Genomic DNA, 25280 nt, shown 5'->3' on the forward strand with positions numbered 1-25280 from the left:
AGGTCGTCTGAAAACCTGTTTTCAGACGACCTCTATCTTTTTTAAACCTCAATAATCTGTTTCAAATCAATCCGCTTCCAAAACCACTTTCATGGCTTGGTTTTCGGCGGCGTGTTTGAACACATCGTAGGCTTTTTCCAATTCGCTGAATTTGAAACGGTGGGTCAGCATTTTGGTGTAATCGACAGAGCTGCTGGAAATTGCCTTCATCAGCATTTCGGTGGTATTGGCGTTTACCAAGCCGGTTGTGATGGCAAGGTTTTTAATCCAGAGTTTTTCGAGTTTGAAATCGACGGATTGACCGTGTACGCCGACAACGGCGATATGGCCGCCCGGTTTGACGATGTCTTGACACATATTCCATGTGGCGGGGATACCGACGGCTTCGATGGCGCAGTCCACGCCGTCTTCGCCGACGATGGCAAAGACTTGTTTGGATACGTCGCCTGAAGCGGGACTGATGGTATGGGTCGCGCCCAACTCTTTCGCCAGTTTCAAACGGTTTTCGTCCATATCGCAAACAATGATGGCGGCGGGGCTGTACAGTTGGGCGGTCAGCAGGGCGGACATACCGACAGGACCTGCGCCTGCGATGAAGACGGTGTCGCCGGGTTTGACATCGCCGTATTGCACGCCGATTTCGTGGGCGGTCGGCAAAGCGTCGCTCAACAGCAGAGCAACTTCTTCGTTGACATTGTCGGGCAGCGGAACAAGGCTGTTGTCGGCATAAGGCGTGCGGACGTATTCGGCCTGCGTGCCGTCGATCATGTAGCCCAAAATCCAGCCGCCGTTGCGGCAGTGTGAATAGAGTTGGATTTTGCAGTTGTCGCAAGTACAGCATTTGCTGACGCATGAAATAATGACTTTATCGCCGACTTTGATGTTTTTTACAGCCTCGCCGACTTCTTCTACAATACCGATGCCTTCATGGCCGAGAATACGACCGTCGGCGACTTCGGGGTTTTTGCCTTTCCAAATACCCAAGTCGGTACCGCAAATCGTGGTTTTGACGATTTTCACCACCGCGTCGGTCGGATCGATAATCTGCGGACGGGTTTTTTCTTCAAAACGGATGTCGTTTGCGCCGTGATAAACCATTGCTTTCATGCTGATACTCCTTGCTTGTTGATAAATAATTTCAATACCGCAATAAAGTCTCTTTATATGAGTTATATACCCCTACAAAAAATAAGTCAATAAGAATTATTTTCACGATGTTATACCATAACATTTTGTTTTCAATATAAATAAAACCACTGATTGATATTAATGAACACACCCACCTCCTTCTCCGAACGGCTCATCCGCTGGCAAAAACAATACGGCAGGCACCACCTCCCTTGGCAGGTCAAAAACCCTTATTGCGTTTGGCTTTCCGAAATCATGCTCCAGCAGACGCAGGTTGCCACCGTGTTGGACTACTATCCGCGTTTCTTGGAAAAATTCCCGACCGTGCAGGCACTTGCCGCCGCGCCGCAAGACGAAGTGTTGTCGTTGTGGGCGGGCTTGGGCTATTACAGCCGCGCGCGCAATCTGCACAAAGCCGCGCAACAAGTCGTCGGGCAATTCGGCGGCACATTTCCATCCGAACGCAAAGACTTGGAAACCCTTTGCGGCGTAGGCAGAAGCACCGCCGCCGCCATTTGCGCCTTCGCCTTTAACCGCCGCGAAACCATTTTGGACGGCAACGTCAAACGCGTTCTCTGCCGCGTGTTCGCCCGCGACGGCAATCCGCAGGACAAAAAATTTGAAAACTCGCTCTGGACGCTTGCCGAAAGCCTGCTGCCGTCTGAAAACGCCGATATGCCTGCCTATACGCAAGGTTTGATGGACTTGGGCGCAACCGTGTGCAAACGGACAAAACCCTTGTGCCATCAATGCCCGATGGCGGACATCTGCGAAGCGAAAAAGCAAAACCGCATCGCCGAGCTGCCGCGCAAAAAAACCGCCCCCGAAGTGCAAACCCTGCCGCTTTACTGGCTGATTGTCCGCAACCAAGACGGCGAAATCCTGCTGGAAAAACGCCCCGCCAAAGGCATTTGGGGCGGGCTGTATTGCGTGCCGTGTTTTGAAAAATTAGACGAAACATACGTTTGCGCCGAAAAGCTCGGCATCGTTTCAGACGACCTTTCCGAGCAACCCGCCCTCACCCACCGCCTGACGCATCGTTTATTGATGATTACGCCGTTTGAAGCGCAAATCAGTTCGCCCGACACGCTGCCCCATTCTGAAAACGCATCAAAAGATAACCGCTTCTGGGTGAAACCCGAAAATTTGGCGGATTACGGTTTGCCCAAACCGCTGGCAGATTATTTGCAACAACGGCAACAGGCATTATTTTAAAAATGCTTGAAAACCAAACAGGCAGCATCCAACTCTAAAACACAATAAACATACCCGCGCGTTATACAAACCCGCCCGCCCCTGTCAGGAATCCCATGCACACCCTCCCCCTGCTTACCCAACAATTCGCCGAACTCTCGCCGTTTTTCTATTCCCGCGTCGCCCCCGAGCCGTTGACCGCGCCCTACTGGATCGCCTTCAACACCGATTTGGCGGCAGAGTTGAATCTGAACACAGATTTTCAGACGACCGCCAACCTTGCCTACCTCAGCGGCAACGCGCCGCAATACGCGCCTGCACCCATTGCCGGTGTTTACAGCGGCCATCAGTTCGGCGTTTATACCCCGCGCCTTGGCGACGGGCGAGCAATCTTGATTGGCGACTCCGTCGATGCAGCAGGACAACGCCAAGAGTGGCAGCTCAAAGGCGCAGGTAAAACGCCCTATTCCCGCTTTGCCGACGGGCGCGCCGTCTTGCGCTCCTCCATCCGCGAATACCTCTGTTCCGAAGCCATGCACGGTCTCGGCATCCCCACGACCCGCGCCCTCGCCCTGTGCGGCAGCGACGACCCCGTTTATCGTGAAACCGTCGAAACTGCCGCCGTCCTGACCCGCATCGCCCCGAGCTTTCTGCGTTTCGGCCATTTCGAATACTTCTATTACACCGGCCGCGAAGCCGAAATCCAACAACTTGCCGACTACCTCATCCGGCATTACTACCCCGATTGCCGAGATGCCGACAATCCCTACGCCGCCCTGTTGGAACAAATCCGCAACCGTACCGCCGATACCGTCGCCGCATGGCAAAGCGTCGGCTTCTGCCACGGCGTAATGAATACCGACAACATGTCTGCACTGGGGCTGACCATAGACTACGGCCCTTTCGGTTTCCTCGACGACTACGACCGCCGCCACGTCTGCAACCACTCCGACGCCCAAGGCCGCTACGCCTACAATGCCCAGCCCTTCGTCGCCCATTGGAATTTCTCCGCCCTCGCCTCCTGCTTCGACACCCTCGTCCCACACGACACCCTCGAGCAACTCATCGACGGCTGGACAGAAGTTTTTCAGACGACCTATTTAGAGGAAATGCGCCGAAAACTCGGTTTGCAGCAAGCAGACAAAAGAGACGACGAAAGCCTTATCGCCGACCTCTTCGCTGCCCTGCAAGACCAAAAAACCGACTTCACCCTGTTTTTCAGAAACCTGTCCGAAGTCAGCAATACACACGGCGAACCCATCCCGCCCAAACTCGAACAAACCTTCAAAAACGGCGTTCCACCCGCCTTCATCCGCTGGCTCGGACGCTACCGCCAACGCCTGCGTGCCGAAAACAGCAATCCTGCCGAACGCGCAATACGCATGAACCTGACCAACCCGCTCTACATCCTGCGCAACTACCTTGCCGAACAGGCCATCGCCCAAGCCCGAAACGGCGACTACCGCGAAATCGAACGCCTGCGCCGCTGCCTCGCCCGTCCCTTTGACGAACAGGCAGAGTTCGCCGACCTTGCCGAACCGCCGCCCGAAGGCAGCATTCCGGTTTGCGTCAGTTGCTCAAGTTGAATGAGATTTCCAACAAGGCAAAGGCGAAATCGCCCTATTCGGTCTGTAAGCCTAAAAAACTAAAAGGTCGTCTGAAAACCCGAATCGGTTTTCAGACGACCTTTTGACATTGCCCTAGCCGAAAACAATCGGCTTGAGACCTTTGCAAAAATAGTCTGTTAACAAAATTTGACGCATAAAAATGTGCTAAAAAATTTTCAATTGGCTAAAACCTTTTTGATATTGAGAAAAAAGTAGAAGCAATCAGGGAGGTTCTTCATTTTGGCAATGGTATTGAACATAAAATTTTAATAACTCATGTTATTGCAAAGGTCTCGGCTTATTCGGAAATCAACGATGCTGCGGGTTGTAGCGGTTTTCCAAGCGCAGGAACACCCAGCCCAAGAAAGTCGTCATCAAGAGATAAATCAGCGCGACGGTATAGAGAGGTTCTTCATAAACGGAATAGCGGCCGCTAATCGTACTTTGTACATAAGCCAGCTCCGCCACGGCGATAACGGACAACAGCGAGCTGTCTTTCAAAAGCGTAATAAATTCGCTGGCAAGCGGCGGCAGCATACGGCGCAAAGCCTGCGGAAGAATCACATAGCGCATCGCCTGCGGATAAGTCAGCCCCAGCGAACGCGCCGCTTCCATCTGACCGCGGTCGATGGACTGGATGCCCGCGCGGAAAATCTCGCAGATATATGCGCCGGAGTTGGCAATCAAGGCAAGCGAACCGGCAATCAGCGCGCCGTAAGAACGTCGGATTTCCACCGCCTCGTCGCCGTTAATCAGCAAACCGTCGGTAGGATGGACGAAAAACGGGAACCAAACGTAAGACCAAATCACAATCTGCACAAACAGCGGCGTACCACGGAACAGCGTTACATACAGCAGCGAAACCTTACGCAAAACCCAAGCCAGCGCACGCATGGGCGCACCCGCCTTTTCCAGATGAATCAAGCGCGCCAGCGCGAGCAGCAGACCCAATACGGAGCCACCCGCCGTCGCCACTACGGTCAAGCCCAGCGTCGTCAGCGCGCCGTAGAAAAACATCCAGCGGTATTCGTAAATAATGTCAAACCGAAAATCCATACTCGTCCGCCTGTCTAAAACTCTGGGAAACGGTTTGCGGCAGCCGCCCGATTCCCGAACATTGGAAAAATGAAACTCGATATTTTACAAGAAAATACATTCTTTGAATGCCTTTTTGTTAAATTAATCGGGTTGCCGTCCGTTTTTTACATTTCCCCGCCCGTCGTACCTATCCGCCCATTGTTACTCCTAAATCCGTTTTCTTCTGAAAAAACAACGCCAAACAATCCCGATATGCCGCCGTAAAATTGACCGTCCCGACAAAAAAGCGGATAATCCGCCCATCCTTAAAACACCTTTTCAGACGACCTTTCCCCGTGATTCAAAAGGTCGTCTGAAACCTTTTATAAAGCACAAACATGAAAGCACCCGAACTCCTCCTTCCCGCCGGCGGCCTCGAACGTATGCGCGCCGCCTACGATTACGGCGCAGACGCCGTTTATGCCGGCAGCCCGCGTTACTCCCTGCGCGCCCGCAACAACGAATTTGCCAAACTCGACGTCCTCGAGCAAGGCATTAAAGAAGCGCACGAGCGCAACAAAAAATTCTTTTTGACCGTCAACACCCTGCCGCACAACTCCAAGCTCAAAACCTTCGTCGCCGACATGGAGCCGCTGATCGCCATGAAGCCCGACGCGCTGATTATGGCGGATCCGGGTTTGATTATGACCGTGCGCGAAAAATGGCCGGAAATGCCGATCCACCTGTCCGTACAGGCCAACACCACCAACTATTGGGGCGTGAAATTCTGGCAGAACATCGGCGTCGAACGCATCATCCTGTCGCGCGAATTGAGCATGGAAGAAATCGCCGAAATCCGCCAAGAATGCCCCGACATCGAACTCGAAGTCTTCATCCACGGCGCATTGTGCATCGCCTACTCAGGCCGTTGCCTATTGTCGGGCTATTTCAACCACCGCGACCCCAACCAAGGCACCTGCACCAATTCCTGCCGCTGGGATTACAAAGTCCACAACGCCACTGAAAGCGATGCGGGCGACGCCCAGCTTCTGCAAGGTTTCAACTTTGAAAAAGCCCAAGAAGAAGCCAACCAAAACTTCGAAGGCATCAACGGTCAGAAACGCCACCCCTACGCCGACAAAGTTTTCCTGATTGAAGAGTCCAACCGTCCCGGCGAGATGATGCCGATTATGGAAGACGAACACGGCACCTACATCATGAATTCCAAAGACCTGCGCGGTATCGAAGTCGTCGAGAAACTCGCCAAAATCGGCGTGGACAGCCTCAAAGTCGAAGGCCGCACCAAGTCGCTCTACTACGTCGCCCGCGTCGCCCAGTCCTACCGAAAAGCGATTGACGACGCCGTCGCAGGCCGTCCGTTTGACTATGGCTTGTTGAGCGAACTCGAAGGTCTCGCCAACCGCGGCTACACCAGCGGCTTCCTCGAACGCCACCAAACCCAAGACTACCAAAACTACCTCAGCGGCCATTCCACCGCCAAACAAAGCCAATACGTCGGACACGTTACCGAAATCGACGCCGAAGGCTGGGCAACGGTGGAAGTTAAAAACCGCTTTGCCGTCGGCGACACTTTGGAAATCATCCACCCCGAAGGCAACCAAACCATTACGCTGGAACAAATGACCCGCAAAGGCGCAGCCGTCGAAGTCGCCCCGGGCAACGGCATCCAAGTCAAAATCCCAAATATGCAGGGCAAAGAAAAAGCCTTGTTGGCGCGGGTCATCAAATAATCATGAGGTCGTCTGAAAACTTTCAGACGACCTTTTTCCTTTCCTGCTCCGCTTCTTCTAAAATATTCAAATAAACGGTTTCAAAACATTCCTTCGATATTAATATATCCTTATTTTTTCGTATTGATTTAACAAGAAAATTTCCTCTGCAACCTTTAATCGATAAAATATAAATGTTTTCAAAAATTAACGTCTGTATATAAGCCATTGATTATTTGATTAGTTGCTTCATAAATGGGGTGATTGGTTGAAAATCGATATTGCTGCGGTTTGCTAAGTAGGAAGTTATCAGATAAGGTGTACTACAAGCGGTTACATCCGTGAGTATAAAATTAATCAATAAGATAGTTGATTCAATATAAAACTGTTACATCTCACAACAAACGGAAGGCTCTCCCCCGACCGTTTGCACATCAAACCGTTTGCACACCAAACAGAAAGGAAAAAACCATGCTTCATTATGCAGTTGTTTTCTTTGTTATCGCCATTATTGCAGCCGTACTGGGCTTCGGCGGTATTGCAGGCAGCGCGGCAGGTATCGCTAAAATCCTGTTTGTCGGTTTCCTGATTTTGTCAGTGTTGTCCCTGATTTTTGGCAAGAAAAAATAAAACTGACAAACAGATAAGGCGTAACCACGCTACCTTCTAAATGAACGTTTATTAAAACAAAGGTCGTCTGAAACTTTCAGACGACCTTTCTTCATGTCAAATCCTAATCTTCATACGCTTCCATCGGCGGGCAGGTGCAGACCAGATTCCGGTCGCCGTACACGTCGTCCACGCGGTTGACGCTCGGCCAGAATTTGTTTTCGCGCACGAAAGGCAGCGGGAAGACGGCTTCTTCGCGGGAATACGGGTGCGCCCATTCGCCGGTTACATCGGCGGCGGTGTGCGGGGCGTTGACCAGCGGGTTGTCGTCTTTCGGCCATTCGCCGCGTTCGACTTTCAGCACTTCCTGTTTGATTTGTTTCAGGGCGGCGATGAAGCGGTCGAGTTCGGCTTTGCTCTCGCTTTCGGTCGGTTCGATCATCAGCGTGCCGGCAACGGGGAAGGAGACGGTCGGGGCGTGGAAGCCGTAGTCCATCAGGCGTTTGGCGATGTCGGTTTCGGTGATGCCGCTTTCGGCTTTGAGCGGGCGCAAATCGACGATGCATTCGTGCGCGACGCGGCCGTTTTTGCCTGTATAGAGGACAGGATAGTCTTCGCTCAGGCGTTTGGCGACGTAGTTAGCGTTGAGCAATGCCCAGCGCGTTGCCTGTTCCATGCCTTGTTTGCCCATCATGGTCAGGTACATCCAAGTAATCGGCAGGATGGACGCGGAACCGAAGGCGGCAGCAGCAACGGCGGTTTGCCCGGCACTGGCGCTGTGTGTGTCGGTCAAGCTATGGCCGGGGGCAAACGGGGCGAGGTGGGCTTTCAGGCCGATGGGACCCATGCCCGGGCCGCCGCCGCCGTGGGGGATGCAGAAGGTCTTGTGCAGGTTCATGTGCAACACGTCCGCGCCGACTTCGGCAGGCTGCATGATGCCGATTTGGGCGTTGAGGTTGGCGCCGTCCATGTAAACCTGTCCGCCGTTTTCATGGATGATGCGGCAGATGTCGCGGATGCCTTCTTCGTACACGCCGTGGGTGGACGGGTAGGTAATCATGATGGCGGATAAGGCGTCGCGGTGTTGTTCGGCTTTGGCTTTCAAATCGTCGATGTTGACGTTGCCGTGTTCGTCGGTATCGACGACGACGACTTTCAAACCGAGCATGGCGGCAGTGGCGGGGTTGGTGCCGTGGGCGGATTTGGGAATCAGGCAGATGTTGCGCTGTGCTTCGCCTTGGGCTTCCTGATAGCGGCGGATGGCAAGCATACCGCTGTATTCGCCCTGCGCGCCGGAGTTGGGCTGGAAGGAAATCGCGTCAAAGCCGGTGATGGCTTTCAGGCTGTTTTCCATGTCGGTCAGGAGTTCGCGGTAGCCTGCGGTTTGGGTTTCGGGGGCGTAGGGGTGGATGTCGGAGAATTCCACCCAGGTAATCGGCAGCATTTCGGCGGTGGCGTTGAGCTTCATGGTGCAGCTGCCCAGCGAAATCATGCTGCGGTTCATCGCCAAGTCGCGGTCTTCGAGTTTCTTCAGATAGCGCAGCATTTCGTGTTCGGTGTGGTAACGGTTGAACACGGGATGCTGCAAGATATTGTCTTGGCGCAGGAATTCGGTTTTCAGACGACCTTTGACGTCGTCTGAAAGCGTGAAGGTGTTGTTGCCGGTGAAGGCATAGTACAACACGGCAAGGTCTTCGCGCACGGATGTTTCGTGGAAGGCGGCGGCGATTTGGGTGTCGCTGACGCGGCGCAGGTTGTAGCCCAGTTCCAAAGCGGTTTGGAACGCTTTGTCCGCTTTTTCTTTGCTGTCGAAATCAACGGTAACGGTATCGAAGAAGACTTCGTGAACCACTTTGAGGCCGTCTGAAGCCAGCGCGTCGGCAAAGGCGGAAGCCAGCGCGTGAATACGGTTGGCGATGCGTTTCACGCCTTCGGGGCCGTGATAGACGGCGTACATGCCCGCCAAGTTCGCCAGCAATGCCTGCGCGGTACAAATATTGGATGTGGCTTTTTCGCGGCGGATGTGTTGCTCGCGGGTCGATAGCGCCATGCGCAGCGCGGGTTTGCCCGATGCGTCTTTGGATACGCCGATGATGCGGCCTGGGGCGGAGCGTTTGAACTCGTCTTTAAAGGCGAAATAAGCGGCGTGCGGCCCGCCGAAGCCCATCGGTACGCCGAAGCGTTGGGTGTTGCCCAATGCAATGTCCGCGCCCAATTCGGCAGGTGATTTCAGCAAGACCAAGCTCATGATGTCGGCGGCAACGGCGACAATCGTGCCTTTGGTTTTCAGACGACCTATAACGCTTTGCAAGTCTTGTACGTCGCCGTCTTTGCCGACGTATTGGAACAGTGCGCCGAAGTATTCGCCGTCATCCGCTTTGGCAAAATCGCCGATCACCAGCTCGAAGCCAAAGTATTTGGCGCGGGTTTTCATCACGTCCAAAGTCTGCGGATAGACGCGCTCGTCCACAAAGAAACGCTCGGATTTCACCTTGCCCACGCGGTGCGCCATCGCCATCGCTTCGGCGGCGGCGGTCGCTTCGTCCAACAAAGACGCGCCCGCCACGGGGAAGCCGGTCAAATCGATACACACCTGCTGGAAGTTCAGCAACGCTTCCAAACGCCCCTGCGCGATTTCCGCCTGATACGGCGTGTAGGCGGTGTACCAGCCCGGATTTTCCAACACGTTGCGCAAAATCACGTTCGGCACGCGGGTCGGATAATAGCCCAAGCCGATATAGGATTTGTTGATCACGTTTTTCGCCGCAATGCCTTTCAGCTTCGCCAAAGCGTCCGCCTCGGTCAGGGCTTCGGGCAGGTCGAGTTCGGACGGCATACGGATGCTTTGCGGCACTGTGTTGTCGACAAAATCGTCCATGCTCTTCTCGCCGAGCGCGGCCAACAGCGCAGCCTCGTCGCCGAAACTCAAATGACGCGCGGCAAATTCGTTGGGGTTGAACAGTTCGGATAGTTTCATTTCTACTCCTTTTTTGTTGTAGGAATCTGCCGTTGGGCAGGTGTTTTGATGTTTCAGACGACGTTTGGATTCGGGAGGTCATCTGAAAACATTTATTTAAAAATAAATACGGTAAGTGATATTAAAAACCCGTTTTCAGACGACCTCTGCCCATTTCGGGCGGCATTCTAAAACTTCTTGATAAACCGGACAGCTTTCAATATGCGCGCCGGACAAGTAGCCGGTACTCATTAAAAATTCGCCGACGATTTCGCCGCCGACAAATTTGAAATGTTTCTTAAAGAGCTTTACCCACCCGGCTTTATCGAGCGGATAGTGCGCATCGAGCCAGTGTTTGAACGAGCCGTATTCCTGCTGTATCTTTTTGATTTGCCGTGCGTTATAAATCGCAGCATTGATTTTCAAGCGGTTGCGGACGATGCCTGCGTCGGCAAGCAGGCGTTCGATGTCGGCTTCGTCAAACGCGGCGACAGTGTCAATGTCGAAATTTTTAAATGCAGCCCGAAACGCCTGCTGCTTCTTCAGCATCAATGTCCAGCTCAAACCCGCCTGATTGATTTCCAACACCAGCCGTCCGAACAACTCATTGTCGTCTGAAATCGGAAAACCGTATTGCTTATCGTGGTAATGCTTGTTCGGATTGTCCGTATCGCTCGGAAGGGCGGCAATAAATTCGCAGTAATTCATGTTTTATCGGTCAAGCGAAACAAAAGTCGTCTGAGAACCTAAAACGGGGTTTCAGACGACCTTTCAAAATCAAAACGCGGCAATATGCCTGCCGCGCCATTTTAAAATCAATCCACTTCGCCCGCGTATTGTTCGGCGGTCAGCAAACCGTCGTAATCTGCAGGGTTGGCAGGTTTGATTTTGAAGAACCAGCCTGCGCCGTAAGGGTCGCTGTTGGCGGTTTCCGGCGCGCTGGGCAAATCTTCGTTGACGGCAACGACTTCGCCCGCAATCGGCGCGTACACGTCGGACGCGGCTTTCACAGACTCAACCACACCGGCTTGTTCTTCGGCGGCAAGGTTCGCGCCGACTTCGGGCAGCTCGACGAACACGATGTCGCCCAACAACTCTTGAGCGTGGTGGGTAATGCCGACGGTAACGGTACCGTCTTCTTCAAGGCGCAGCCATTCGTGGCTGGCAACGTATTTCAGTTCGGCTGGGATGTTGTTGCTCATTGTTTGATTCTCCATTGGTTTTTTGGTTTGAAGGTCGTCTGAATCATGATGTCTCAGACAGGTTGTTTCACAGTTTTTTCCAACAGTGCTTCCTATTTTTGCTGATCTCGTTTATACCAATTTATTAAATAATTTTCTTCTATTCGGCTACGCGAGCCATAACGTATCACGTTTAAATATCCATTATCATTTCGTTTAAACTGAATTCCCACCAACTTTCTAGAATTAATTAAAAAATAAATGATATTATCTGAGCAATTATGTGGTTCACATACTGTTGCTCGTTGGTATTTCTGTGAACTAATTATTACGGGTTCCAATGGTGTAGCAACACCCTCCGCTCCTTTCAACCAATCATCATTTTTATCTCTGGCTTCTCGCCATACTTCTTGTCCCCAAATTGCTTTATACGGCTGTTTTTTCACCAAATCAAAAGGATAAATCTCTTTAGCAGAAGCAAACCCCGTAACTATTACCCAAAATGTAGCTGCAATTGTTATAACCTTAATTTTTCTCATAAAAGTTACCTATTTCATTTTGAATTCATAATTTTAGAAGAGGACAGTAAAGTATGTCCTCTAAAGTACGTCCTCGTTACGAAAACTAATCCAACGTTTAAAACTGTTTCTGTCCGTTGCGCACAAACGGCAGCTTCAATACGCGCACGTCCACTTCCTTACCGCGCATCAGCACTTTGGCGGTATCGCCGTCAAAATCTTTCGGAACGCGGGCGATGGCGATGGATTGTTTCAGGCTGGGCGAGAATACGCCGCTGGTGGTTTCGCCTTTGCCTTTGTCGGTCAACACTTCCATATGCGCGCGCAGGATGCCGCCTTTGTCGAGCAGCAAACCGACTTGTTTGACGGCAACGCCTTTTTCTTTCAATGCCAACAAGGCAGCTTTGCCGACGAAATCGCGGCTTTCGTCTTTCAAATCAACGGTCCAACCCATGCCGGCTTCGAGCGGGCTGGTGTCGTCGTCCATATCGTTGCCGTAGAGGTTCATGCCGGCTTCCATGCGCAGGGTGTCGCGCGCGCCGAGGCCGCAGGGCTGTACGCCGGCTTGTTGCAGGGCTTTGAAGAATGCGACGGCTTCGGTGCCGGGCAGGATGACTTCGACGCCGTCTTCGCCGGTGTAGCCGGTGCGGGCGACAAACCAGTCGTGGCCCAAATCCGCGCCTTGGAACGGTTTGAGGTTGTGGACGACATCCGCCCATTCGGGTTTGACGGTCAGGAGTTTTTCAATGGCTTTAGGGCCTTGCACGGCAAGCATACCGAGGTCGTAGCGCGGGTTGAAGGCAACGCCGAATTCTTGTCCGACTTTGTGGAACTGGGCGGTATCTTTTTCGCGGGTCGCGCCGTTGGAGACGATGCGGTATTGGGTTTCGGCTTCGTTGGTGCGGTAAACGATCAAGTCGTCAATCACGCCGCCGTTGTCGTTGAGCAGCGCGGAATAAAGGGCTTTGCCGACGAAGGCGAGTTTGGCAACGTCGTTGGCAATCAGTTTGCGGAAAAAGGCTTTGGCGTTCGCTCCGGCGACGTCGGTAACGAGCATATGGGATACGTCGAACATACCGGCGTCGGTGCGCACGGCTTCGTGTTCGGCGATTTGCGAACCATAATGGATGGGCAGCTCCCAGCCGGCAAAATCGACCAACTTCGCGCCTGCATCTTGATGGGCTTGGTGAAACGGGGTGGTTTTCAGGGCAGTCATTCTCAGCTTCTCCGGATTTATTGTTCAGATGCCGTCCGCACAAGATGCGCGGAAGACCCTATCTGTCCTTGAACCTGAGATTTTCGGCATACCCGCTTGATGGCAAACCAGTCTGCTCACTGCTTTGCGCGGTTGTCTGAATGGTGGTTCAGACGGCCTTCTCCCCTTCGGTGGGTGCGAGCGCACCGCTCTCCAGATGTTTTATTTCAATGTGCAGTCCCTGTTGCCTGAGCGATTTAAGGGCATCTGCGCCTTCGGCGGCTACATGTAACCTGATGTAGCTCTCTCCTGCACATGCCCCGATTATGGCTTGAAAAGGCAGTTTGGGCAAGCCGTCTCTTTGAAATAAAGCCGTTGTGAAAACCTCCAAAATCATAAACCATTTAACACAGATTATACCGACAAATCACCTGTCATTAGAGGATAATATGTTAAAAACAACTTATTTAGGATATAATGCTACCAACTTAACCAACCGACCCAGCAAACGGGTTTGGAGAAAGAACGCAAATGACCCAGCAGATTACTTTGGATAAAACCGATTTGAAAATTTTACAGGTTTTACAGGAAAACGGACGTTTGACCAATGTCGAGCTGGCGGAACGCATCTCCCTCTCCCCCTCGCCCTGCTTACGCCGCCTCAAACAACTGGAAGACGCAGGCATCATCCGCCGCTATGCCGCCCTACTCTCTCCCGCAGCCGTCGATTTGGGCTTGCAAGCGTTTATCCGCGTTTCCATCAGCAAAGCAAAAGACGCACGCGAAGATTTCGCGCAATCGGTACAAGGATGGCCGGAAGTATTGAGCTGCTTCGCCCTTACCGGTGAAACCGACTACCTGCTCCACGCATTTTTCACCGATATGAATGCTTTTTCCCATTTCGTCTTGGATACACTCCTTTCCCACCACGGCGTACAGGACGCGCAATCAAGCTTCGTATTGAAAGAAATCAAAACCACCACCTCCCTGCCGCTTTCGCATTTGGTACGGGAATAGGCAGAGTCTTCAAAAAGGTCGTCTGAAATGACAGTTTCAGACGACCTTTTTTATCACATTAAAATAACTTTCATAACAATTTCAGACAGCCTCAATCCAAAATCTTGCCGACGATTTCGCCCACGTCTTTCGACAATCCTTCCTGCGCCCGAATGCGCTGCAATTCTTGTTTCACCAAGTTTTTGCGGTGCAGCTCGAGTTTGTTGCAGAGGTTGAACGCCTGCACTAGGCGGGCGGCGACCTGCGGGTTGAAGCGGTCGATTTCGATGACTTTGTCGGCGATGAAGCGGTAGCCGCTGCCGTCTTGTGCGTGGAAATGCGGGACGTTGCGGCTGAAGCTGCCGATGAGCGAACGGGCTTTGTTGGGGTTTTCGAGGCTGAATTTCGGATGCTGCAAGGCGGTTTGAACCTGTTGCAGGGTGTCGCTGCGGCGGCTTAAGCCGACGAGGGCGAAATATTTGTCCATCACCAGCGCGTCGTCTGAAAACTTGTCGGCAAACTGCGCCAGCAGGCGGTTGCGCGTATCGCTTTCGTTGCCGTTGACGGCGGACAGGATGCCCCATTCGTGGGTCATGTTTTGCGCCATTTCGCCGTATTTTTCGGCAACGGTTTCGATGTGCGCGGGGTCGGCGCGCAGGACGAAGGCGCGGCAGACGTTGCGCAGCGTGCGCCAGCCGGCGGCTTCGGGACTGTATTCGTAGCTTTGGTTTTCCTGCTTCGCTGCCTGACGGTTCAATTCGTGCCATTTCGGCAGGAAGTGGACGGCAAGCGTATCCAACAAGGCTTCGCGCGCCTGATGGTAGCGCAGCGGGTCGATGTTTTCCGCGCCGTCCCACAGTTCGGCTTCGGACGGCACGCCCAAAAGCAGGGCTTTGAAGGCGTTGTCCAAGAGGTCGTCTGAAATGACTTTTTCAACAGCGGCAAGCAGTTTTCCGTGTTTCGGCAACTCGACGCCGTCTGAAAGCGCGGCAAGGTTGGCGGCGACGGCGCGGCGGTAGAGCGTTTGGGCGGCTTCCCAGCGCGTGAAGGCGTCGCTGTCGTGGGCGAGCAGGAGCAGCAGGTCGTCGTCGCTGTACGGATAGTTCAGATGCACCGGCGCGCTGAACCCGCGCAGCAGCGAGGGAACGACGGCTTCGGTTACGCCTTCGAGCGGGAAGGTCTGTTCGGCTTCGGTCAGCAGCAACACGGCTTCGGTCGCGCGTTTGCCCTGATAATCAAATGCCACCGCTTCGCCGTTGCGGTTCAGCAGCCCGATTTTGACGGGAATCATCATCGGCTGCTTGTCCGCCATATCAGGCGTGGGCGGCACGGTTTGTTTGACGGTCAACTCGAAAATATTGTTTTTCAGGCAACCTTCCGCTTCCAAAACGGGCGTGCCCGCCTGGCTGTACCACAAGGCGAACTGGTCGAGATTGATGCCGTTCGCGTCCGCCATCGCCGCGCGGAAATCGTCGCAGGTCACGGCCTGCCCGTCGTGGCGTTGGAAATAGAGCTTCATGCCTTTCTGGAAGCCCTCTTCGCCGAGCAGGGTGTGATACATCCGCACCACTTCCGCGCCTTTTTCATAAACGGTCATGGTGTAGAAATTGTTCATCTCCTCATAGCTGGCGGGGCGCACCGGATGGGCGGTCGGGCCTGCATCTTCGGGGAACTGGTGCTGGCGCAGCAGGCGGATGTTTTCGATGCGGCGCACGGCGCGGCTGGCGCGGTCGCCGGAAAATTCTTGGTCGCGGAACACGGTCAGCCCTTCTTTCAGCGAAAGCTGGAACCAGTCGCGGCAGGTTACGCGGTTGCCCGTCCAGTTGTGGAAATATTCGTGTCCGATCACAGATTCGATGCCTTCGAAATCGGTATCGGTGGCGGTGCGGCTGTCGGCAAGGACAAACTTGGTGTTAAAGATGTTCAAGCCCTTGTTTTCCATCGCGCCCATATTGAAATCGCCCACGGCGACGACCATGAAAATATCCAAGTCGTATTCCAAACCGAAGCGCGTTTCGTCCCACTTCATCGCGTTTTTCAACGATTCCACGGCAAAGCCGACCTTGGGCTTGTCCGCTTCGGTGGTGTAAAACTCGATTTTGACGTTTCTGCCGCTCATGGTGGTGAAACGGTCTTCCGTGACCGCCAAATCGCCCGCGACCAAAGCAAACAGATAGCTCGGTTTGGCAAACGGGTCTTCCCATTTCACCCAATGGCGGTCGTCTGAAAACTCGCCGCCGTCGATTTTGTTGCCGTTGGAGAGCAAAACGGGATAGCGTTTTTTGTCCGCGACGATGGTGGTCGTGAACTTGGACATCACATCCGGACGGTCGATGTAGAACGTGATTTTGCGGAAGCCTTCCGGCTCGCATTGGGTAAACAAATTACCGCCGGAAGCATACAGCCCCATCAGCGATTTGTTTTCCGCCGGCAGGATTTCGGTTTCCACTTCAACGGTGAAGCGCTCGGACGGCACGCCCGCAATCGTCAGCGTCTCGCCTTCCAACACATAATCCACAGCCACCCCGTTGATTTTGACGGACAAGAGTTTCGCCGAACCGTCCAACACCAGCGGCTCCCCCACCCTCTGCGGCTCGACCGTCAAACGGGATTTCACGACGGTTTGCGGTTCGGCAATATCAAAATGCAGGTCGGTTTCGAGAATGCGGTAGGCAGGCGTTTGGTAATCTTTCAGATAACGGACGGTTTTGCTCATGGTTTTGCTTTCGAGTAAAAATGGGAATACAGACGGTAAGCATAACGTTTCAGACGACCTTAATTCAAGCCTTCTATCAAATTTTTATCGTATAGTGGATTAAGGTCGTCTGAAACCCGAGACTATTGCAAACATACTTAACTTTAAATACAGTAGGTCATCAAATTCCGTCATTCCCGCTCAGGCGGTAATCCATCGTACAATCTAAAGAAACCTCGATTTGAAAAACAGTTTCTGAATTTCAAAAATGGATTCCCGCCTACGCGGGAATGACGACAGTCAGAGACCTTTGCAAAAATAGTCTGTTAACAAAATTTGACGCATAAAAATGTGCTAAAAAATTTTCAATTGGCTAAAACCTTTTTGATATTGAGAAAAAAGTAGAAGCAATCAGGGAGGTTCTTCATTTTGGCAATGGTATTGAACATAAAATTTTAATAACTCATGTTATTGCAAAGATCTCAGTCAGTAAGTTGCGTATCGAAAATAAAGTATAGTGGATTAACTTTAAACCAGTACGGCGTTGCCTCGCCTTGGCCGTACTATTTGTAATGTCTGCGGCTTCGTTGCCTTGTCCTGATTTAAATTTAATCCACTATAATTTAGCTATATCACAGATTCAAATAAAAACCTTCTGCATATCCGTATTTGCAGCCCACAACGACAAAAAGGTCGTCTGAAACCCAAATTGGATTTCAGACGACCTTTTTTATTTCAAGCCAATTGGCTTATTTGTTGAAGAAAACCAGCGTCCACGGCAAGACATAAGCTTGCAGCAGGGTCAGTAGGCCGACGAAGGTACAGAAAATCAAGCTGTGTTTCACGGTAAAGCGGAACAGGTTGGATTCTTTGCCTTCCAGACCGACCGCCGCGCAGGCGATGGCGATGGATTGCGGCGAAATCATTTTGCCGGTCACGCCGCCGGTGGTGTTGGCTGCGACGGTCAGTTCGGGTACGACGTTGATTTGATGCGCAGTGCTGGCTTGCAGCGAACCGAAGAGCGCGTTGGCGGAAGTGTCCGAACCGGTCAGGAATACGCCCAGCCAGCCGAGGAACGGCGAGAAGAACGGGAATACGGTACCGGTAGCGGCGAGGACGAGTGCCAATGTGGACGACAGGCCTGAATAGTTTGCCACGAATGCGAAGCCGAGTACCAAGCCGATAGACAGGATGGACAGGCGCAGTTCTTTGAGCGTTTCAAAGAAAGTGCTGACGGCTTCGGAAGGTTTCATTTTCAGCAAAGCGGCGGAAACGATGGAAGCAAACAGGATTGCCGTACCGACTGCGCCGAGGAGGTCAATTTTGAACACGGCGGCGTATGGTGTCGGTTCGCTGACGATGGGCGCGGCTTTTTGTACCAAGTTGTGCAGCATCGGCCAGTCGAATTTGATGGTGGCAACACCCAAAGCCTCTTTAACGCCCTTAATCGTCCACACGCTGACGAAAACGGTCAGGATGGCGAAAGGCGACCAGGCTTTGATGATTTGTCCGGCAGTGTATTCGCCCGCTTTGCGTTCGGCAGGTTTTTTCATGCCGTTGAAGGTGAAGATTTCTTTAGGCTGCCATTTTTTCAGGAAGGCAGACAGGCAGACCAGGCTGACCAATGCGGAGGTCACGTCGGGCAATTCCGGGCCGATGAAGTTGGCGGTAATGAACTGGGTAGTGGCGAAAGATACGCCCGCCACCAATACGGCAGGCCAAGTTTGGCGTATGCCGCGCATACCGTCCATCATGGCGACCAACCAGAAAGGAACGATAATCGACAGGATCGGCAGTTGGCGGCCGGCGACCTGACCGATGTGGTAAGGGTCGAGGTTGGACACTTGACCGGCAACCAGGATTGGAATACCCATCGCGCCGAAAGCCACGGGTGCGGTATTGGCAATCAAACACAAACCGGCGGCGTAGAGCGGGTTAAAGCCTAAGCCCACCAACAACGAGGCGGTAATCGCCACCGGCGCGCCGAAGCCTGCCGCACCTTCGAGGAATGCGCCGAAGGAGAAGCCGACCAGCAACATTTGCAGGCGTTGGTCTTCGGTAATCGAAATCACGGAAGCGCGGATGATGTCGAACTGCCCTGTTTTCACAGTAATTTTATACAGAAACACAGCAGTAACGATAATCCATGCAATCGGCCACAAACCGTAGGCAAAGCCGTACAGCGCGGAAGAAACCGCCATGCCAGCAGGCATTCCGAAACCTAATACGGCAACGCCAAGCGCAATCAGCAGCGTATAAAGCCCCGCCTGATAGCCTTTAAGCTTCAGGACGGTCAGTGCGACAAAGAAAAAGATAATGGGCAGGAGGGCGACGGCTGCCGTCAAATATAGGCTGCCGCCCACTGCGGTATAATTTTGAATCCAAGTTTCCATTGGGAAAATCTCCGAATATTTTTCTAATATACTTTCCTAAATTGGTAAAACCAATTTTTTGAACGGAGGACACTTTACGAAACTTTAATATGGCAGTCAATTATTTTTTTAAACAACCTTGCTGCATAAGTGCAAAATTGTTATTTAATTTTAAATAAAACAAAACATTATATGAATTGTAAAAATGTAACCCGATATAGTTTTAAACCATATTCGGGTAGAACAAGCCATATTGACGGGATATGGCCGGTTAATTAGAATACCGCGACATTGGGCATACCAATTTGGTCATGCCAATTTTGACGCAGATTGCCATTTCAGACGACCTGCCGCATCACATTATCGGATTTGAGTCTTCCTCATAAAGAAAACATGAGGGAAAAGAGGGAATTAAAATGACAAAACTGGTTCGGCCACAAAAAATCAGCGACCAAATATTGTCGATATTAGAAGAACGGATTGCGACGGGCGTTTACGAAGAAGGCGGCAAAATCCCGCCCGAGCGCACGCTGGCGGAAGAGTTCGGCGTATCGCGCCCGTCGGTCAGAGTCGCACTCAACATCCTGATTGCGCGGCAGGTTTTGGAAGCGCGGCAGGGCGACGGCTATTACGTTTCCGTCAAACCGCAGCAGGATTTCCTCCAAAGCTGGCAGGAATTGCTCGGCAAACATTCCAACTGGGAAACCGACGTTTTCGATTTCAGCTGCCATATCGAAGGCTGCATGGCATCGCTGGCGGCCGAGCGGCGCACCGATGCCGATTTGAAACGGATTGATTTTTGGCGGCAAAAATTCGAATCCGCCTGCGAAAGCGGCCATCTGGAACATCAAAGCGAAGCCGACGTAAGCTTTCACCAAACCATCGCCGATGCCGCACACAACATCCTCTTCAGCCACCTCTCCGGCGGCCTGCTCAAAATGCTCTACCGCCAGACGCGCAGCAGCATCATCTATTCCAACCAAACCGAAGATCCGCGCCCCAAGCTGATCGCGCAACACCGCGCCATCTACGAAGCCATACTCGAACGCCGCCCTGCCGATGCCGCCGAAGCCGCCAAAATACACTTAAACTACGTCGCCAACAGCATCTTGCAAAACAGGGAATACAAAAGCCGCAACGAACACGCCGACACGCTGGCGCAGAACGACTTGAAGCGGGCGCAGGACTGGTAAACATTCAACACTTCTCAGATTAGAGCATGAATACTTCGGCGGCTAATCCTTCTTGCTGATATAAGTTCATGCACACAAAGGTCGTCTGAAAACCTGAATGCAAGGTTTTCAGACGACCTTTTTCTATTTCTTGTTTTACACATTAAGCCCATACAACAAGATTTGTCTGAAAATTAAACCTATTCAAATACCAATATTTATATAGTGGATTAACTTTAAACCAGTACGGCGTTGCCTCGCCTTGGCCGTACTATTTGTAATGTCTGCGGCTTCGTTGCCTTGTCCTGATTCAAATTTAATCCACTATACCTATCCAACGCCCTGAAATTTAATTTGTTTTAAGCGCAGACAGGCAAAAAAAAAAAAACGCCTCCTGCCGGGAGCTGGCGGAGGCTATCCAAGGAGTTTTAAAAGTAACCCTAAAGAACTATTAAACTAGTCATAAAGAACTATATTACTAATCTGAACGGTTTGCAAGTTCGTCGAGTGGTTTTAAATTAACTTTACGTCCGAACAAGGCTTGGATTTCGGGTTGGTGGCTGATGCCGATGACGAGGGTGTCGGGTAAGGCACGTTTGAGGGTTTGCATCAGCGTCAATGCGGATTCGCCGTCGAGCTGGTTGGTGGCTTCGTCGAGGAACAGGATTTGCGGTTTGTGCAGCAGCGCGCGGGCGAGGCTGAGGCGTTGCTGTTCGCCACCGGAGAGGATGCCGTGCCATTCGTATGGTTCGTCTAAATTATTTTTCAGGCGGCCTAACCCGACTTGTTCCAAGGTCGTCTGAATGATTTGGTCGTCTTGGCAGGCGGGATGGGGATAGCTGACGGTGTGGCGAAGGGTGTCGGCGGGGAGGTAGGGGCGTTGGGGTAGGAAGAGGAGGCTGCCGTCGAGGGCGAAGCTGCCTTGGTAATACGGCCACAAGCCTGCGAGGGCGCGCAGCAGGGTGGATTTGCCGATGCCGCTTCTGCCTTCGAGCAATACCCATTCGGGGGCGTGGGCTTCGAGGTTGATGTCGGTGAGCAGTGGGCTGCCGGTTTGGGTGTGGACGGTGAGGTTTTGCAGGACGAGGATGCTGCTTTGGTGGTGTTTGTTTAAAGTCAGGGCGGGTGCTGGGCGGGCGGCGCTTCTGCCTTCTTGTTCTATTTGTTCCAAGGCCGTCTGAAAACCGGAGAGGCGTTCGACGACTGCCGCCCATTCAATGAGGCGGCGGTAGGAGTCGGTAAACCAGCCGAAGCTGTCTTGGACGCGGGCAAACGATGTGCGGGTCTGCATCATGTCGCCGAAGGTCATGGTTTTGGCGAGGTACATGGGCAGGGTGGCGAGGATGGGGATGAAGATGCTGATGCGCACATAGGTTGCCCAGAAGGTTTCTTGGCGGAATTCGCAGTTGGTGAGCCGCCGCCAGTTGTCGCGGATGCGTAGGTAACGTTGTTTCAGACGACCTGTTTCGGCTTCGCCGCCGTTGTAGAAGGCGATTTGTTCGGCGTGGTCGCGCACGCGCAGGAGGGCGGCGCGGTAGTCGGCTTCGCGGTGCTGGCGGTCGATGTTGAGATTTTTGAGTTTGCGGCCGACGAGGTGGGCAATCAGGGTGCTGATGACGGAATAAATCAGGGCAACCCAGACGAGGTAGCCGTGTATGGTGATGTCGCGCCCGCCGATGTTGAAGGTCTGTACGCCGGAGAGCGTCCACAATACGGCGACGAACGCGCTGAATTTGGCAATATTATTGATGAAAGAGCGGAACAGCCCGATGCTTTGGTCGGCGAGGAGGTAGATGTCTTCGGCGATGCGCTGGTCGGGGTTGTCGGGTTCGCCGGTCAGGCGCAGGCGGTAGTGTTTGTGGCCTTCGAGCCAGTTTTGCTGGAATTGTTCGGTCAGGTGGGTGCGCCAGCGGAAGATGAGGCGTTTTTGCAGCCAGTCGCCGCAGACGATGCAGCCGATAATCATCGCCATGTAGCCGATGTATTCGACGATGAGCGCAGGCATGGACGCGCCGTCAAACGCGGCGAGCGCGTCGTAGAAGCGTTTGTCCCACGCGGCAATCCAAACGCTGATGGTAATGGAACAAAGGGTGAAGCCGATGAGGACGGCGAGCATCAGCCATTGGATGCGCCCGTGCGCCCCCGTCCAAAAAGGGCGGGCGAGTCGGGAGAATTTTTTGAGGATGTTCATGGATGTGTGTTTGTATCGATAATGAAAGGCCGTCTGAAATCGGGATTGTACTTTCAGACGGTCTTATTTCATACGGCGGCTACATCTTCCACTTCAGGCTGAACACGGCGTTGCGCGGTTCGCCGTAGAAGCTGCCGCTGTTGGCGGCACGGCTGTATTGGTTTTCGTAGTAGTGTTTGTCGGTCAGGTTGTTGACCGCCAGCCCCAGTTGCAGGTTTTTGCTTGGGCGGTATTGGACGTTGGTGTTCCAAACCGTGTAGCCGCCTTGCTTGATGGAGCCGTAGGAATTGGCGGTTTTGCTGCTGCTCTTTACCCCCAGCCCGACCGTCCATTTGCCGTCATCCACCGGCAGGACATAGCTGGTGTAGAGGCGGAACATATGTTTCGGCGTATGGCTGCTGAAGTTGTAGCCTTTTCGGCGCGATTCAACATTGTCGCCGACACTGTTGCGGTTGGTGCTGCGGTTGAAGGTGTAGCCTGCGTAAACCTGCCAACGGTCGGTCAGGCTGCCGGAGATTTCGGCGTCCAAACCGCGGCTGCTTTGATCCAGCGGTTCCCAATAAGGATGTGGCTTGGCATTGACGCGTTGGTTGTTGTTGTCTTTGTCGGTTCGGTAGAGGGCGACGGAAGTATTCAGACGGCCTTCGTTCCATTCGCCTTTCCAGCCGATTTCGTAGTTGCGCCCCATAATCGGCGGCAACAGGTTGTCGTTGTAGTCGCGGTTCATCGTTTGTTTGAAGATGGACGTGTAGGCGGCGTAAACGCTTTGTTTAGGCGTGATGTCGTAAGTGATGCCGGCATAAGGAACGAAGCGGTTGCGTTTGAGCGAGTCTGATGAACCTGCTACCCCGTCTTTGAAGTCGCGATCCCAATAGTAGTCGCGTTTCCAGCTGGTATAGCGTCCGCCTGCGATGATGTGCAGTTTGTCGGTAGGATTGATGCGCGCGCCCAAACCGAAGGCATGGGTAGTATAACGGCCGTCGCCGCCACGGGCTTTGGCTGTGGCGGAATCCCAATCAGGTTTGGCTTTTTCGCTGCCGTTGAAGGCATCTGCGTCGTAGGTACTGCTGTCATCAAACCAGCGGTTGCTTGAGTTCACGTTCTCTTTGGAATAGCTGTGCATGAAGAAGAGGTCGTGGCTTTGGCCGAAGGCGAAGATGCGGCCGGTCAGGTTGTTTTGGAAAGTAAACTGGCGGCTGTCCGTGTCGTAGCGGTCGAAGCTGTAAGTTTTGCCCAAACCGTCCGCGCCTATGCCGCTGTCTGTACCGCCCAGCGTGTAATATTCTTTTGAGCTGTCGCTTTTGCGCCAGTCCAGTTTGCTGCTCAGTTTCCAGTTGTCGTTGAAATAATGTTCAAACTCGGCAAAGAGGTTGTGTTTTTTCAGACGGGCTTCGTTCCAATCTGCACCGAGGTAGCGGCTGCGTTTCCATTCTTTGTCGTCTGCGCGCATGGGCAGGCCGTCGGGGTCGGGCGTTTTGGTTTGGTTGAGATAGCTTGCGCCCCAAGTGAGCTTGCTGTTGTCGCCGATGTCTTTGTCCATCACGCCGTAAAGCAGGATGTCGCGGCCGCCGGATTGGTCTTGGAAGGTTTTGTTGCTGCCAACCGAGCCGACAAAGCGCCCGCGCAGGCCGTGTTCCGGACTTAATGCACCTGAAGCGTCAAACGTGCCGCCCACTTTGCCCCATGTGTTGACCGTTAAATCGGCGGAAAGCTGGCGTTTGGAGGTCGGTTTCTTACGGACGGCGTTAATCGTGCCGCCCGGTTCGTTGTTTGCCTGCGTCAGCCCGGCTGCGCCGCGCACCACTTCGATGCGGTCGTACATCGCTATATCGGTTACGCTGGTCGGGTCGCCGGACGGGCCGCCCAAGCCGAATCCGCCGGGCGAGCCGATTTGAGTAGCAATGCCGTCTTCTTCAAGTTGCTCGATAAAATAGCCGCGCGACATAAAATGCGTGCGCCCGCCGCTTTTGAAGACGTTGACGCCCGTGGCGTTTTGCAAAGCGCCTTCGAGGCTGGTCACGCCTTGGTCTTCGAGTTGTTTTTTGGTGATGACGCTGACGGATTGGGGAATTTCCCTCGGAGAAAGCACCAATCCCGTAGTCGAGCGCATCGCGGATACGATGTAGCTGTTTTGATTTTCGGTACGCAGGCTGCGGTTTTTGCCGACCACATTGACCTGCTTTAATTCGACCTGCTGCACTTCTTCAGCGGCGTGAACGGCTTGCGGCAGCGCGGCAAGGCAGAACGCCAAGGTGCTGAGTTTGAAAAGTTTCTCTTTGTTTGTATTGTTCATTTGATTGATTCCAGATAAAGCTGTTGTCGTAAAATGTTTATTTTTATTTGATATTTATAACCATAAAAACTATAAATATTCAAAGTATTAGGTTTTTCAGACGACCTGCATCAGATAAAACGAATAAAATTTATCAAATCCTTTCAGATAAAAAAATGTTGCCGCCGGGCGGAATACCCAATGGCAACTACTTATCCAAGGTTGCAAAGATAGATATAAGGAACTAGCTGAAAAATAGTTATAAAGAACTATAAACCATCTGTGAAAAATGGCAACCGTTTTTTCAGACGACCTCACGTTTTTTCACATACTCTTGCCATAAGTCAAAATTCTGACCGGCGATAAAATACCCCTTCTTCTGTTTGGTGGAAGAGGGGGTATCTGCGTATCAGTCAGTTTTATAGTGGATTAACTTTAAACCAGTAC

At 52.7% G+C, this 25280-nt stretch carries 17 protein-coding genes, 2 pseudogenes and 1 riboswitch; of the genes and pseudogenes, 6 read left to right on the plus strand and 13 right to left on the minus strand.

Annotated features, from left to right (window positions below):
• Positions 1 to 66: 66 nt before the first annotated feature.
• The gene (locus HMPREF3066_RS05610) at positions 67 to 1107 is read right to left on the minus strand and encodes a zinc-dependent alcohol dehydrogenase family protein (RefSeq protein ID WP_070441062.1); all 1041 of its coding nucleotides are present in this window, start codon (positions 1105 to 1107) and stop codon (positions 67 to 69) included.
• A gap of 162 nt (positions 1108 to 1269) precedes the next feature.
• Here HMPREF3066_RS05610 and mutY point away from each other — a divergent pair, with 162 nt between their 5' ends.
• Together mutY and HMPREF3066_RS05620 are read left to right on the plus strand one after the other, a co-directional pair.
• Complete coding sequence (mutY, locus tag HMPREF3066_RS05615) at positions 1270 to 2343, plus strand: A/G-specific adenine glycosylase (protein ID WP_070441065.1); 1074 nt, start codon at positions 1270 to 1272, stop codon at positions 2341 to 2343.
• A 95-nt stretch (positions 2344 to 2438) separates the two neighbouring features.
• Positions 2439 to 3908, plus strand: a complete 1470-nt coding sequence (locus HMPREF3066_RS05620; protein ID WP_070441068.1) for a protein adenylyltransferase SelO — start codon at positions 2439 to 2441, stop codon at positions 3906 to 3908.
• A 330-nt stretch (positions 3909 to 4238) separates the two neighbouring features.
• Here the strand turns inward: HMPREF3066_RS05620 and HMPREF3066_RS05625 are convergent, their stop codons facing one another.
• A complete protein-coding gene (locus tag HMPREF3066_RS05625; RefSeq protein WP_003759965.1) occupies positions 4239 to 4985 on the minus strand; it encodes an amino acid ABC transporter permease in 747 nt (248 codons plus the stop codon).
• A gap of 359 nt (positions 4986 to 5344) precedes the next feature.
• Between HMPREF3066_RS05625 and trhP the strand changes: the two genes are divergently transcribed.
• Together trhP and HMPREF3066_RS05635 are read left to right on the plus strand one after the other, a co-directional pair.
• Positions 5345 to 6697, plus strand: a complete 1353-nt coding sequence (gene trhP, locus HMPREF3066_RS05630) for a prephenate-dependent tRNA uridine(34) hydroxylase TrhP (RefSeq protein WP_003744610.1) — start codon at positions 5345 to 5347, stop codon at positions 6695 to 6697.
• Positions 6698 to 7147: 450 nt separating this feature from the next.
• Complete coding sequence (locus tag HMPREF3066_RS05635; RefSeq protein WP_003744611.1) at positions 7148 to 7306, plus strand: DUF1328 domain-containing protein; 159 nt, start codon at positions 7148 to 7150, stop codon at positions 7304 to 7306.
• Between the two features lie 103 nt (positions 7307 to 7409).
• Here HMPREF3066_RS05635 and gcvP read toward each other — a convergent pair whose 3' ends face one another.
• The 5 genes from gcvP to gcvT all read right to left on the minus strand — a co-directional run bounded on the left by gcvP (position 7410) and on the right by gcvT (position 13156).
• Positions 7410 to 10262, minus strand: a complete 2853-nt coding sequence (gene gcvP, locus HMPREF3066_RS05640) for an aminomethyl-transferring glycine dehydrogenase (RefSeq protein ID WP_070441071.1) — start codon at positions 10260 to 10262, stop codon at positions 7410 to 7412.
• Positions 10263 to 10397: 135 nt separating this feature from the next.
• A complete protein-coding gene (locus HMPREF3066_RS05645) occupies positions 10398 to 10949 on the minus strand; it encodes a DNA-3-methyladenine glycosylase I (RefSeq protein ID WP_070441074.1) in 552 nt (183 codons plus the stop codon).
• A 107-nt stretch (positions 10950 to 11056) separates the two neighbouring features.
• Positions 11057 to 11443, minus strand: a complete 387-nt coding sequence (gcvH, locus tag HMPREF3066_RS05650) for a glycine cleavage system protein GcvH (protein ID WP_019270281.1) — start codon at positions 11441 to 11443, stop codon at positions 11057 to 11059.
• Positions 11444 to 11535: 92 nt separating this feature from the next.
• Positions 11536 to 11961: an Ivy family c-type lysozyme inhibitor gene (locus HMPREF3066_RS05655; protein ID WP_036493120.1), complete on the minus strand. Its 426-nt coding sequence runs from the start codon at positions 11959 to 11961 to the stop codon at positions 11536 to 11538.
• 97 nt (positions 11962 to 12058) lie between these two features.
• Positions 12059 to 13156 (minus strand): glycine cleavage system aminomethyltransferase GcvT, encoded by a 1098-nt coding sequence (gcvT, locus tag HMPREF3066_RS05660; RefSeq protein WP_070441077.1) that lies wholly within the window; start codon positions 13154 to 13156, stop codon positions 12059 to 12061.
• A gap of 204 nt (positions 13157 to 13360) precedes the next feature.
• Positions 13361 to 13457, minus strand: a riboswitch (glycine riboswitch).
• Positions 13458 to 13666: 209 nt separating this feature from the next.
• On the opposite strand from gcvT, the gene HMPREF3066_RS05665 reads away from it, so the two are divergent.
• Positions 13667 to 14152 (plus strand): Lrp/AsnC family transcriptional regulator, encoded by a 486-nt coding sequence (locus HMPREF3066_RS05665; protein WP_016687311.1) that lies wholly within the window; start codon positions 13667 to 13669, stop codon positions 14150 to 14152.
• A 91-nt stretch (positions 14153 to 14243) separates the two neighbouring features.
• Here the strand turns inward: HMPREF3066_RS05665 and pepN are convergent, their stop codons facing one another.
• The 3 genes and pseudogenes from pepN to HMPREF3066_RS05675 all read right to left on the minus strand — a co-directional run bounded on the left by pepN (position 14244) and on the right by HMPREF3066_RS05675 (position 19219).
• Positions 14244 to 16847, minus strand: a complete 2604-nt coding sequence (pepN, locus tag HMPREF3066_RS05670) for an aminopeptidase N (RefSeq protein WP_070441079.1) — start codon at positions 16845 to 16847, stop codon at positions 14244 to 14246.
• Between the two features lie 485 nt (positions 16848 to 17332).
• A pseudogene (locus HMPREF3066_RS13730) lies at positions 17333 to 17447 on the minus strand (IS5/IS1182 family transposase); the annotation flags it as partial.
• 128 nt (positions 17448 to 17575) lie between these two features.
• Positions 17576 to 19219, minus strand: a complete 1644-nt coding sequence (locus HMPREF3066_RS05675) for a lactate permease LctP family transporter (protein ID WP_049226019.1) — start codon at positions 19217 to 19219, stop codon at positions 17576 to 17578.
• 395 nt (positions 19220 to 19614) lie between these two features.
• Between HMPREF3066_RS05675 and HMPREF3066_RS05680 the strand changes: the two genes are divergently transcribed.
• Complete coding sequence (locus HMPREF3066_RS05680; protein WP_049226018.1) at positions 19615 to 20391, plus strand: FadR/GntR family transcriptional regulator; 777 nt, start codon at positions 19615 to 19617, stop codon at positions 20389 to 20391.
• A 199-nt stretch (positions 20392 to 20590) separates the two neighbouring features.
• Here the strand turns inward: HMPREF3066_RS05680 and HMPREF3066_RS13330 are convergent.
• The 3 genes and pseudogenes from HMPREF3066_RS13330 to HMPREF3066_RS05690 form a co-directional block, all read right to left on the minus strand.
• A pseudogene (locus HMPREF3066_RS13330) lies at positions 20591 to 20702 on the minus strand (IS5/IS1182 family transposase); the annotation flags it as partial.
• Between the two features lie 146 nt (positions 20703 to 20848).
• On the minus strand, positions 20849 to 22561 hold the full coding sequence (locus tag HMPREF3066_RS05685) for an ABC transporter ATP-binding protein/permease (RefSeq protein ID WP_070441082.1): 1713 nt from the start codon (positions 22559 to 22561) through the stop codon (positions 20849 to 20851).
• A gap of 79 nt (positions 22562 to 22640) precedes the next feature.
• Positions 22641 to 24854: a TonB-dependent siderophore receptor gene (locus HMPREF3066_RS05690; protein ID WP_070441085.1), complete on the minus strand. Its 2214-nt coding sequence runs from the start codon at positions 24852 to 24854 to the stop codon at positions 22641 to 22643.
• Between the last annotated feature and the right edge of the window lie 426 nt (positions 24855 to 25280).

The sequence above is a fragment of the Neisseria sp. HMSC03D10 genome, assembly GCF_001807625.1.
Taxonomy (GTDB): Bacteria; Pseudomonadota; Gammaproteobacteria; order Burkholderiales; family Neisseriaceae; genus Neisseria; species Neisseria mucosa.